This window comes from Rhodococcus sp. P14, assembly GCF_000256505.1.
Lineage (GTDB): Bacteria > Actinomycetota > Actinomycetes > Mycobacteriales > Mycobacteriaceae > Rhodococcus > Rhodococcus ruber.
The window spans coordinates 1-10953 of record NZ_AJFC01000087.1 but is presented as its reverse complement, the minus strand read 5'-3'; the positions used below and the strand labels follow the sequence as shown (position 1 = coordinate 10953).

Genomic DNA, 10953 nt, shown 5'->3' with positions numbered 1-10953 from the left:
ACGCCCCCCCTGCCGTTGGCGTTCGCGGCGGGCGCGGTGCTGGCCTCGCTGGCCGACACCCTGATGCCGGAGGCCTACGAGAAGGGCGGTCCCACGGTGGCGCTGAGCACCGCCGCGGGATTCGTGCTCTCGTTCGTCCTCGCGACGCTGTGAGCGACGTCAGCTCGCCGCGGCGGCCCGCCTGCGTTCGACGAGTGCCCGCGTGACGAAGAAGGCGATCGCCACACTCGCGACGGTGCGCACCAGCCGATTGACATCCACGGCCGGCTGCCACGACAGCTTGCCGCCGCTGATGACGTACGCGCCCACCGGGCGAGCGCCCACCCCGAAGCCGCCGCCTTCGCCGTTCTCCCCGTCGGGTGAGTAGCCTCCGCCGCCGCCGGCACCGCCGGAGACCACGGCCGCGGTGATGACGGTCAGGCCGTCCTTCTCGATCGGTTCCGAGTACACGCGCTTGACGGTCACCGTGTCGCGCGCCTTGGCCATCAGGTCCTCGAGATTCACTTCCGCCCCCTGTCCGTCGTGGATTCGACTCCGGCCGGCCGGCCGCGCCCCTCATTCTCGGCCGTGACCGGGCGCCGGGGAAGTGCCCAAGGTCCCTGCGAGCGCGAAGGCGCGGCGACTGTGCCGGACGAGTTCGCGCAGTGCCGGCGCGCCGGTATCGGACCAGATCAGCGACAGCACCGCGGGCGCGGTGGCGTCGTCCACGGCGAGCCCGCACAACCGGCCCTCGACGTGCGCGGCCATCGAGCGGCTGAGGATCGCCACGCCCAGTCCACGGGCGGCCAGGTCGGCGACGGTGTCAGGGGAACTGGCCTGCAGGGCGATGTCGGGGCGCAGGCCGGCGGCGGCGCACGCCCGGTCGAACACGGTCCGGATCCCGGTGCCCGGGGGCATGGACACGACGGGATGGGCGCACACGTCCGCGAGGGTGAGAGGTGCGCGTCCGGTCAGGGGGTGACCGGGCGGCACGGCGGCGACGATCGGTTCGCTGACGAGGGTGAGCGCCTCGAGGCCCGGGGGCGGGGCGGCGGCGGTGCCGACGAGGGCGAGGTCCACGGTGGCGGCACGTACCCGCTCGACGAGCCGGTCGGAGGCATCCTCGACGAGGGTGATCTCGACCCCCGGGTGCGCGCGGTGGAACGCGGCGAGCGCGTCGAACAGCCCGGTGACGGTGCAGGCGGTGACCATGCCGACCACCAGCCGTCCCCGGATCAGGGTCGTCACCTCCTCGACAGCCTGCCGGGCGGCCGCGGCGGAGGCCAACGCCGCCCGGGCGTGCGGCAGCGCCGCCTGCCCGGCCGCGGTCAGGGTGGCGGCGCGGGTGGAGCGGTCGAACAGGGCGGCGCCGAGGTCGTGCTCGAGCTGGCGGATCTGGGCGCTGATCCCGGACTGGCTGATGTGGACGCGGTGGGCGGCCCGGGTGAAGTTCGCCTCCTCGGCCACCGCGACGAAGTACGCGAGCTGCCGCAGTTCCATAAGCTCGGATTCTAGTTTCGATCAGAACAATCTGTTGGACTTCTCATTGCAGGAGTCGGAGGCTGGAGGAGTCCCACCCGTCCGTAGAGAGGATCGCCGTGTCCGATGCAGAGAAGGCCTGGCAGCCCGAGGATCTCACCCGCCTGTTCGTCGAGCGCTCCAACGCCGGCGACGCGGCGGGCGTCGCCGCCCTGTACGAGGAGGACGCCGTGATGGCCTACCCGCCGGGTAGTCGCACGGTGGGACGCGAGGCCATCCGCCGCCTGTGGGAGCAGGTGCTCGAGCACGCGCCCCGATTCGAGCCCGAGCCGTCGCTGCCGACCCTCGTCAGTGGTGACCTCGCGCTGACCGCCACACCGCCGAAGGACGGCGCCGGCGCCCGGGCCCAGGTGGCCCGCCGCCAGCCCGACGGCAGCTGGCTGCGGGTGCTCGACCAGCCCGAGTTCGTCCGCCCGGACCGCTGAGCCGGGTCGCGAGCCGCGTCACGGTGTGGGGGTGGATCGCAACGGGTGGCTTAGCCTGTTTCCCATGGCAGCAGAGGAGCCCACCGCGGTCGCCGACCAGGCAGCTGTGCCCCCGACCGACGCGCGGCACGTCGCGCTGGGCCTGACCACCGAGCAGGTCGCCGAACGGGTGGCCCGGGGCGCCACCAACGACGTGCCGGACCGGGCGTCGCGGTCGGTCGGAGAGATCGTCCGCGCCAACGTCTTCACCCGCATCAACGCGATCCTCGGCGTCCTGCTGGCCATCGTCCTGGCCACCGGATCGATCATCGACGGCATGTTCGGCCTGCTGATCATCCTCAACAGCGCCATCGGCATCGTGCAGGAGATCCGCGCCAAGTGGACCCTCGACCGGCTCGCGATCGTCAGCCAGGCCAAGCCGCTCGTCCGCCGCGACGGGGTGGTGGCCGAGCTGCCGCCGCACGACGTGGTGCTCGACGACATCATCGAACTCGGACCCGGCGACCAGGCGGTGGTCGACGGCGTCGTCGTCGAGACCGAGGGACTTGAACTCGACGAATCGCTGCTCACCGGCGAGGCCGACCCCGTGCACAAGGAACTCGGCGCGCGGGTCCTCTCCGGCAGTTTCGTCGCGGCGGGCAGCGGCTCCTATCGCGCCACGAAGGTCGGCCGCGATGCGTACGCGGCCCGGCTCGCCGAGGAGGCCAGCAAGTTCACGCTCGTGCACTCGGAACTGCGCGCCGGGATCGACAAGATCCTGAAATTCATCACCTACCTGATGATTCCGGCGGGCCTGCTCATCATCTACAACCAGCTGTTCTCGAGCGGCCAGCCCCTCGGTCCCGCGCTCAGCGGCATGGTCGCCGCGCTCGTGCCGATGGTCCCCGAGGGGCTGGTACTGATGACGTCGATCGCGTTCGCCGTGGGCGTGATCCGTCTCGGTCACCGGCAGTGCCTCGTGCAGGAACTGCCGGCCATCGAGGGACTCGCCCGCGTCGACGTGGTGTGCGCCGACAAGACCGGCACGCTCACCGAGAACGGCATGCGCCTGGCCGACCTCGTGTGCGTCGACGGCAGCGACGAGGCCGCCGTCCGTGCCGCCCTCGCGGCGATGGCGGCCGACGATCCGCGTCCCAACGCCAGCGTCCTCGCCGTACGCGAGGCCCTGCCCGACGACCCCGGCTGGGGAGAGGCCACCGCCGTCGCCCCGTTCTCGTCGGCGAAGAAGTGGAGCGGCCAGTCCTACGGCACTCACGGCAACTGGGTGCTCGGCGCCCCCGACGTGCTTCTCGATCCGGCCTCGGCGACGGCCCGGCGCGCGGAGGAACTCGGCGCACAGGGACTGCGGGTGCTGCTGCTGGGCCGATGCGACCGGGCCGTCGACGACCCGCAGGCCCCCGGCGCCGTCACCGCGCAGGCCCTCGTCGTGCTCGAACAGCGGGTGCGGCCCGACGCCAAGCCCACCCTCGAGTACTTCGCGAGCCAGCACGTCGACGTCAAGGTCATCTCCGGCGACAACGCCGTCTCGGTCGGCGCTGTCGCGACGTCGCTCGGCCTGCCGCACGCCGAGCATCCCGTCGATGCCCGCGCCCTGCCGGAGGACCGCGACCGGCTCGCCGACACCCTCGACTCGGCCACCACGTTCGGTCGCGTGCGGCCGGACCAGAAACGCGCGATGGTCGGTGCGCTGCAATCGCGCGGGCACACCGTCGCCATGACCGGCGACGGGGTCAACGACGTGCTGGCGCTCAAGGACGCCGACATCGGGGTCGCGATGGGCTCCGGGAGCCCGGCCACCCGCGCGGTCGCGCAGATCGTGTTGCTGGACAACAAGTTCGCGACCCTGCCCTACGTCGTCGCCGAGGGCCGCCGGGTGATCGGCAACATCGAGCGGGTCTCGAACCTGTTCCTCACCAAGACCGTGTACTCCGTGCTGCTGGCCTTCCTCGTCGGACTGTCGGGTGCGTTGTCCCAGGTGTTCGACTACGAGCCGCTGCCGTATCCGTTCCTGCCGCGGCACGTGACGATCGCGGCCTGGTTCACCATCGGAGTCCCCGCGTTCATCCTGTCGCTCGCTCCCAACAACGAACGGGCCCGTTCCGGATTCGTCTCGCGCGTGATGCGCCTGGCGATCCCGTCGGGTGTGATCATCGGGATCAGCACCTTCGTCTGCTACCTGCTGGTGTACGCGGGGCCCGAGCAGACCGAGGCGCAGAAGATGCAGGCCGGCACCGCGGCGCTGATCACCCTGATCATGATCGCGTTGTGGGTGCTCGCCGTGGTGGCGCGGCCGTACGTGTGGTGGAAACTGGTGCTGCTGGGCGGCTCGGTGCTCGGCTACGTCGTCCTGTTCGCGTTCCCGGCCGTCCGCGAGTTCTTCGCGCTCGACATCTCCAACGTCGGCGCCATGGTCACGGCGTTCACGTGCGGGGCGATCGGCGTGGTCCTCGTGGAGGTCTCATGGTGGGTGACCGGGCGGATCCACGGTGAGCACCGTCGGTTGTTCGCCGCCAGTGAAGACCTGTTGCCGGGCGAGCACTGACCGGGGACGAGATCACTGCCCGGCCGCGGCCGGGGACGAGATCACTGCCCCGGCCGCGGCAGGTTTGGGATCGGGCCTGCGGTGGCACGCTGAGGCATCGATCCCCCGAGCGGAAGGAGCAGGCCGATGGGCCTGAAGGATTCCATCAAGGGTCTCGTCGACAAGGGCAAGGCCTACGCGGAGAAGAACCCGGACAAGGCCGACCGGTTCGTCGACAAGGCAGGCGACGCCGCCGATGCCCGGACGGGCGGCAAGTACGCCCAGCACGTGGACAAGGTTCAGGACGCCGCGAAGAAGCACCTCGGTACCGCGGACAATCCCGTCCCCGGAACGACGCCGGCCCCCGGCGGACAACCCGGGCCGGAGTCGGATCCCGGTCCGCAGGCGCAACCGGGCCCGCGCACGCCGTAGGTGCGCACGTGCTCGGCGGGAGATCCCGGCCGGGGGTCTCCCGCTCGGCCGGTGGCACGGCCGCCTCGGCTGGTGGCACGACCGCCTCGGCCGGTGGCACGCTGGTGACGACCCACGAATGCACACGGAGAAGGGGTGAGCCTGCGATGCGATTCATGGATTCGGTCAAGGGGTTGGTCGACAAGGGCAAGGACTATGCCCGGAAGAACCCGGGCACGGTGAATCGCGCCATCGACAAGGCCGGCGATGTCGCCCGGACCAAGGGACCGCGCAAGTACTCCCGGCATGTCGGCAAGGCGCAGGACGCGGTGAAGAAGACCCTCGGCACCGAACATCACGGGCCCGGCCCGGATCCTGGACCCGGCGTCCGATAGCGACTCGGCGGACACGGCCCACGTCCGGTCGCGGCCTTGCTGTGTGGCAGGCTGGGCCCGCTCGCTCATTCGGACGAAAGGGATGCGACGTGGGCTTCATGGATTCGGTCAAGGGGATCGTCGACAAGGGCAAGGAGTTCGCGGCACAGAACCCCGACAAGATCGACGACGCGATCGAGAAGGCCGGGGACCTCGCGGACCGCAAGACCGACGGCAAGTACGCCGGCCAGGTCGACAAGGTGCAGGACGCGGCCCGGAAGGCGCTGCGCCCCGAATAGACCGCGCTGACCGAGTGCTGACCAGGTGGATCGCAGCGGATGGTCGGCACGACGGCGAATCCGGTCCTCATGGCTGCCGGATCGCGATCGCGGCAGGCACGTGTGTATATCGCCCGATTCGTCCGCAAGGTCGGACTCCCGGCTGGAATGTGTGACCATGGGACGATGCGGCCGGTAATTCTCGTCGTCTTCCTGATCGTGTGGGTGCTGATCGGCCTGGCGACCGGTCTGTGGATGGCCAGGCGCGGGCACGACCCGAGATGGACCCTGATCGCGGTTGCTCTGGGGCCGCTGTTCGTGCCGATCGCCTACGAACGCGTCGAGCGGCAGCCACGCTCCGCCCGTCCCGAGTCTCCGACAGCGCCGGTCCTCTCGGAGCCGGACGGCCTGCGGGTGCTGATCGGGTTCGACGGATCGCCCCACGCGGAGCAGGCGCTGCGGGAGGCCCGGGCGATCTTCGGTTCCCGGCTCGGCACGCTGAGCCTGGCGCAGGTGGTCTCGTTCGACACGGCGGACGAGGACTGCGCCGAGGCGACGGACGAGGTGTCCGGCCGGCTCGCGGCGGCAACCGCGGACGTCACCGGCGTCGAGGTCCGCCACGAAGTGCTGGCCGGGCCGCCGGGGGAGACGCTGTGCTGGTACGCCGCCGACGGCAAGGCGGACGTGATCGTCGTCGGCCGACGCGGCCGCGGCATGTCGCGGCGACTGCTGGGCAGCGTCTCCGCGCACCTCGTCGAGCACGCCCGGGTGCCGGTGCTCGTCGTCGAACCGGACGCACTCGAGTCGCCGTCCGCGCGACCGTCCGGCCGAGAGGCCCCGTCGCACCCCTGACGCGCACTCCTGACGCACACACGTGGACGACGCCTACGCCCGGCCACCGGCTCGTCCGACGCCGTCGAACCCCCACCCACGTCACAATCGACGGGTGAACGGGACCTGGATTCTGCTCGTCGTCATCGCCGCCATCGCCGTCACCGGTCTCGCCAACCGGAGCAACCTGCAGGCCCCACTCGTCCTCGTGACCATCGGCTCGCTCGCGTCCTTCATTCCCGGAATGCCGCGGCTCGAGCTCCACCCGCACGTCATCCTCGGGGTGGTGCTGCCCCCTCTGCTCTACTCCGCGGCACTGCGCTTCTCCGTCGCGACGTTCCGCAGGCACCTCACCCCGATCCTGCGGCTCGGCATCTTCACGGTTCTCGCGACGGCGTTCGCCGTCGCGCTCTCCGCGTCCTGGCTGGTCCCGGAGTTGACCCTCGGGGCGGCGCTGGTGCTCGGTGCGGTGGTGGCGCCGACCGACGCGGTCAGTGCCGTCGCCGTAGGGCGGAAGCTCGGCCTGCCCAAGCGGGTGATCGCGGTGCTCACCGGTGAGGGCCTGGTCAACGACGCGACCGCACTGACACTGTTCGCCGTCGCGGTGTCGGCGGTCGCCGGCACCCGGGTGTTCGCGACGGATTCCCCGCTGGCGTTCTTCGGGTACGAGGTGATCGGCGGCGTGGCGATCGGCCTGCTGCTTGCCACGGTGGTGCACCTGATTCGGGGCCGAATGTACGACTCTCCGCTGGAAACCGTGCTCGGACTGGTCCTTCCGTTCACCGCCTACCTCGCCGCCGAGGAGATCGGGGCCTCCGGTGTGCTCGCCGTCGTCGCGGCCGGGCTGTACATGGGGCACCGCGCCACCGACGCGTCGGTGGCCACGCGGATCCAGGAGCGGGCCGTGTGGGAGAGCCTCGACATTCTGCTCGAGATGTTCGTCTTCGCCTACATGGGTCTGCAGCTGAAGTTCGTCATCGACGAGGTCCGCGACAACGGTCTCGACGTCCACGTCGCCTTCCTCTACGGCTTCGCGATCCTCGGCGTGGTGATCGCCGTGCGCCCCCTGTGGGTGCTGCTGCACTGGGCGCGACGACGTCTCACGCGGAGCATCGGGCTGGACCGGCTGGGCCGGGATCAGTTCAGCGGACGCGAGTACCTGGTCATCTCCTGGGCCGGGATGCGCGGGGTCGTGACCCTCGCCGCTGCCGGCGGCATCCCGTTCGTCCTCGCCTCCGGTGAGCCGTTTCCCGGACGCGAGATCGTCCAGGTGATCGCCTTCGTCGTAGCCGTGGGCACCCTGCTCGTCCAGGGCGCCACGATGCCGGCGCTCATCCGCGCGCTGAACGTCGCCGACCCGTACGAGCGGCTCTACACCGAGCAACAGACTGAACTCGCGCGCACCATCTCGGCCGCGGCGGCACGACAGCACCTCACCGAACTCGCGGCGAATCCACCGGACGGCGTGGACGCCGACGACCTGCAGCGCATCCTCGACCGGGTGAACCGGTCGATGCAGTCCCGCGCCGAGGCGCAACAGGCGGAGGACGCGGGGGAGCGCGATCCGTCCGTGCTGCACGCGGCGGCGCTGTTCGAAACGTTCCGCCGCTCGGTGCTGCGCGCCCAGCGGCAGGCTCTGATCGCTGCGCGCGACGACGGCGACCTCGACGACGAGACCTTGCGCACGGTGCTGGAGGGACTCGACATCGAGGAGGCGGCCGCGGAGGAACGGATCAACCGTCGGCGTCGCTGACCGTTCGGCCCGGACGGGTGGACCATCAGCCGTACAGCTCCCGGTGCCGCCGCCGCTGTTCCACGTACCGGGGCTCCGCCGCGGCCCGGTCCCACGCCTGCTTGAACACCGCTGCGGCCGCAGCCTTCTCCGCGTCCTCGGGACCCCGGGGGAGCTCCGCGCGGCCGTGCGCGCCGCTGCGACCCCGGCGGTCCTGCGGGACGGGCCCGTCGTACTTGCGACCACCCGGACGAGCGGCGTACCGGCGTGCCCGCGTGTACCCCATCTGGAGGAACTTGCGGGCCATGTCCGCGCCCACGAAATCCCCCTCGTCGAGATACGAGAAGAACATCGTCAGGATCGTGCCGGCACTCGTCCGGGCCTGCTCGACCGTCGCGAACCGCCAGTGCGGCAGCAACTCCGACTTGTACGGCTCGACCTTCAGCACGCCCTGCTCCCCGCGGCCGACACGGTAGAGGTGCGGCTGCCGACGCAGGTCGAGATTCGCGTAGTCGAGCGAGTAGTCGAACGGGCGGGGCCCACGTCGAGCGGTCACCCCCGGGAGTCTCCCACGGCCGATTCGGCGCCGCGCCGCCTTCGGTGCTCTGCCCGCGCCGCGAATCGGCAACTCGTAGCGTGGAGCCATGACCGACCCGCTCGACCGTGCATGCGTCCACCCGTCGCCTCCGCCGCCGGCCGGGTGCGAGCATCGGCCGGAACCGGTGACGCGGTGAACGGCACGGTCGTCGCCCTCCTCGCCGTCGCGGTGCTCGTCCTCGCCGGCGTCGCCGCCCTGTGGCTGCGCACCCGGCGCGGCCTGACCACCCCCGCCGAACGCGCCGTGCACGCCACCCTGCACACCGCATCGCTCGCCGCCCGGCCGCTGCGGCGGGGCCTCGACGCGACGTCCGCGCAGGAGGCCGCCCCGCACCTGCGCTCCCTCACCGGCACACCCTCCGTCGCGCTCGTCGACGCGGACGGCACCTGCCTGGCGTGGAGCGGTCCCTTCGAGGGGCTGTCCGAGCAGTTGCTCGCCGCCGCCCACCGCGCCGTCGCCGAGGATCGGCGCGTCCTCGTCGGTCACGGCGACCTCGTGCGCGGTGCCGACGATCAGGCGGCACGGGCCGTGATCGTGCAGCCGCTCGTCATCGACGGTGTCGGCGTCGTCGGCGCGCTCGGCGTCGTCACGACCACCGAACCCGGGCCGGCCCTGCTCGGCGTGCTGACCGAAGTCGCCCGCTACGCCTGCAGCCAGATCGAACTCGCCGAACTCGACGCCTCCCGCGCCCGTCTCGACCGCGCCGAGGTACGGGCCCTGCGCGCGCAGATCAGCCCGCACTTCATCTACAACGCCCTCGGCACCGTCGCGTCCTTCGTGCGCACCGACCCCGAACGCGCCCGCGAACTGCTCCTCGAATTCGCCGACTTCACCCGGTACTCCTTCCGGGCGGCCGGGGAGTACACGCTGCTCGCCGACGAACTGCGCAACATCGACCGCTACCTCACGCTCGAACGGGCCCGCTTCGGCAATGCCCTCGAGGTGCGGCTGCAGGTCGCGCCGGAGGTCCTCAACGTGGTGCTGCCGTTCCTCGCCCTGCAGCCCCTCGTCGAGAACGCGGTGCGGCACGGCATCGCCGGCAAGAGCACCCGCACCGGCACCATCAGCATCGTCGCCGCGGACGAGGGCACCGACTGCGTCATCAGCGTCGAGGACGACGGCGTCGGAATGGACCCCGAACTCCTGCGCTCGGGCGACCTCGATGCGGTCGCCGAGGGACAAGGTCGCACCAGCGCCAAGGAGGCGGCGCACGTGGGACTCGCCAACGTCGACGACCGCCTGCGCGCGGCGTTCGGCAACGACTACGGCCTCGTCGTCGAGACTGCCCCCGGGGCCGGGACGAAGGTCAGCATGCGGGTACCGAAGTTCCGTCCCGGGATCCGGGCATGACGCGACCCTTCCGCTACCCGGTCACCCTGGGCGCGAGTGGCCCGGTCCGCTCCGCTCGGACGGTCCGGCATGGCACGATGGACCGGCTGTGAACGAGACCACCGACACCCTCACCGTGCTGGCCGTCGACGACGAACCGCCGGCCCTCGACGAACTCGCGTACCTGCTGCGGCGGCGCGAGGAGATCGGCCACGTCCACACCGCGGGCGAGGCGACCACCGCCCTGCGGCTGCTGCGCGACGGCGGAATCGACGCGGTGTTCCTCGACATCAACATGCCCGGCCTCGACGGCCTCGAGCTCGCCGGCATCCTGCGCAACTTCGCGAACCCGCCCGCCGTCGTGTTCGTGACCGCGCACGACGACCGGGCGGTGGCGGCGTTCGACCTCGGGGCCGTCGACTACCTCCTCAAACCCCTGCGCGAGGAGCGGCTCGCCGAGGCGGTGCGCCGCATCGCCGAGCGCCGCCGCACCCGCGAAACCGAATCCGCTGCCGCGGGTGCCGCGGCCTCGGACGAGGGGATCCCCGTCGAACTCGGCGGCGTGACCACGCTGGTGCCGCGGTCGTCCGTGCAGTGGGTCGAGGCCGACGGCGACTACGCACGCCTGCACACCGGCACCGGCTCCCACCTCGTGCGCATCCCCATCTCCACGCTCGAGAGCCGCTGGGCCGACGCCGGGTTCCTGCGGGTGCACCGCTCCTATCTGGTGGCGTTGCCCCTGGTGACCGGCATCCGCAGCGTCGGTTCCGGCCTCGTGGTGTGCCTGCGCGCCGAGGAGGGCAAGCCGGCCGTCGAACTGCCGGTGAGCCGTCGTCACACCCGCGAACTCAAGGACCGCCTGATCCGCGGCCCGATGCAGACCTGGACGAGCAGATGAGTCCGTCCGGCGGCTCACCGTCGCGCAGCTCGGGGAGC

The 10953-nt window shown here is 71.5% G+C and carries 12 protein-coding genes and 1 pseudogene; 10 read left to right on the top strand and 3 right to left on the bottom strand.

Annotated features, from left to right (window positions below):
- A pseudogene (locus tag OEY_RS29690) lies at nucleotides 1–153 on the top strand (zinc permease); the annotation flags it as partial.
- Nucleotides 154–159: 6 nt separating this feature from the next.
- Here OEY_RS29690 and OEY_RS0106615 read toward each other — a convergent pair.
- A complete protein-coding gene (locus tag OEY_RS0106615) occupies nucleotides 160–504 on the bottom strand; it encodes a sporulation protein (protein ID WP_010593107.1) in 345 nt (114 codons plus the stop codon).
- A 51-nt stretch (nucleotides 505–555) separates the two neighbouring features.
- Nucleotides 556–1479 (bottom strand): LysR family transcriptional regulator, encoded by a 924-nt coding sequence (locus OEY_RS0106610; RefSeq protein ID WP_010593106.1) that lies wholly within the window; start codon nucleotides 1477–1479, stop codon nucleotides 556–558.
- Between the two features lie 98 nt (nucleotides 1480–1577).
- Here OEY_RS0106610 and OEY_RS0106605 point away from each other — a divergent pair, with 98 nt between their 5' ends.
- The 7 genes from OEY_RS0106605 to OEY_RS0106575 all read left to right on the top strand — a co-directional run bounded on the left by OEY_RS0106605 (nucleotide 1578) and on the right by OEY_RS0106575 (nucleotide 8111).
- A complete protein-coding gene (locus tag OEY_RS0106605; protein ID WP_010593105.1) occupies nucleotides 1578–1943 on the top strand; it encodes a YybH family protein in 366 nt (121 codons plus the stop codon).
- Between the two features lie 64 nt (nucleotides 1944–2007).
- Nucleotides 2008–4485, top strand: coding sequence for an HAD-IC family P-type ATPase (locus OEY_RS0106600; protein WP_010593104.1), 2478 nt, complete (start codon nucleotides 2008–2010; stop codon nucleotides 4483–4485).
- Between the two features lie 126 nt (nucleotides 4486–4611).
- Nucleotides 4612–4896 carry an antitoxin gene (locus OEY_RS0106595; protein WP_010593103.1) on the top strand — a complete coding sequence of 95 codons (285 nt, stop codon included), beginning with the start codon at nucleotides 4612–4614 and terminating at the stop codon, nucleotides 4894–4896.
- A 155-nt stretch (nucleotides 4897–5051) separates the two neighbouring features.
- Complete coding sequence (locus OEY_RS0106590) at nucleotides 5052–5270, top strand: antitoxin (protein ID WP_225222245.1); 219 nt, start codon at nucleotides 5052–5054, stop codon at nucleotides 5268–5270.
- A gap of 89 nt (nucleotides 5271–5359) precedes the next feature.
- Nucleotides 5360–5548 (top strand): antitoxin, encoded by a 189-nt coding sequence (locus OEY_RS0106585; RefSeq protein WP_010593101.1) that lies wholly within the window; start codon nucleotides 5360–5362, stop codon nucleotides 5546–5548.
- Between the two features lie 165 nt (nucleotides 5549–5713).
- Nucleotides 5714–6379 carry a universal stress protein gene (locus OEY_RS0106580; RefSeq protein WP_225222247.1) on the top strand — a complete coding sequence of 222 codons (666 nt, stop codon included), beginning with the start codon at nucleotides 5714–5716 and terminating at the stop codon, nucleotides 6377–6379.
- A 94-nt stretch (nucleotides 6380–6473) separates the two neighbouring features.
- The gene (locus tag OEY_RS0106575) at nucleotides 6474–8111 is read left to right on the top strand and encodes a Na+/H+ antiporter (protein WP_010593099.1); all 1638 of its coding nucleotides are present in this window, start codon (nucleotides 6474–6476) and stop codon (nucleotides 8109–8111) included.
- Between the two features lie 25 nt (nucleotides 8112–8136).
- Here the strand turns inward: OEY_RS0106575 and OEY_RS0106570 are convergent, their stop codons facing one another.
- Complete coding sequence (locus tag OEY_RS0106570) at nucleotides 8137–8646, bottom strand: DUF4385 domain-containing protein (RefSeq protein WP_010593098.1); 510 nt, start codon at nucleotides 8644–8646, stop codon at nucleotides 8137–8139.
- Nucleotides 8647–8820: 174 nt separating this feature from the next.
- On the opposite strand from OEY_RS0106570, the gene OEY_RS0106565 reads away from it, so the two are divergent.
- Entirely contained in the window at nucleotides 8821–10038 is a 1218-nt protein-coding gene (locus tag OEY_RS0106565; protein ID WP_026137457.1) for a sensor histidine kinase, read from the top strand.
- An 88-nt stretch (nucleotides 10039–10126) separates the two neighbouring features.
- The gene (locus OEY_RS0106560) at nucleotides 10127–10915 is read left to right on the top strand and encodes a LytR/AlgR family response regulator transcription factor (protein WP_010593096.1); all 789 of its coding nucleotides are present in this window, start codon (nucleotides 10127–10129) and stop codon (nucleotides 10913–10915) included.
- Nucleotides 10916–10953 lie beyond the last annotated feature (38 nt).

What these genes read in the sequence shown, in the direction of transcription:
- OEY_RS0106610 (WP_010593106.1), bottom strand. Translation starts at nt 1,479, where the DNA reads ATGGAACTGCGGCAGCTCGCGTACTTCGTCGCGGTGGCCGAGGAGGCG.
- OEY_RS0106600 (WP_010593104.1), top strand. Translation starts at nt 2,008, where the DNA reads ATGGCAGCAGAGGAGCCCACCGCGGTCGCCGACCAGGCAGCTGTGCCC.
- OEY_RS0106595 (WP_010593103.1), top strand. Translation starts at nt 4,612, where the DNA reads ATGGGCCTGAAGGATTCCATCAAGGGTCTCGTCGACAAGGGCAAGGCC.
- OEY_RS0106590 (WP_225222245.1), top strand. Translation starts at nt 5,052, where the DNA reads ATGGATTCGGTCAAGGGGTTGGTCGACAAGGGCAAGGACTATGCCCGG.
- OEY_RS0106580 (WP_225222247.1), top strand. Translation starts at nt 5,714, where the DNA reads ATGCGGCCGGTAATTCTCGTCGTCTTCCTGATCGTGTGGGTGCTGATC.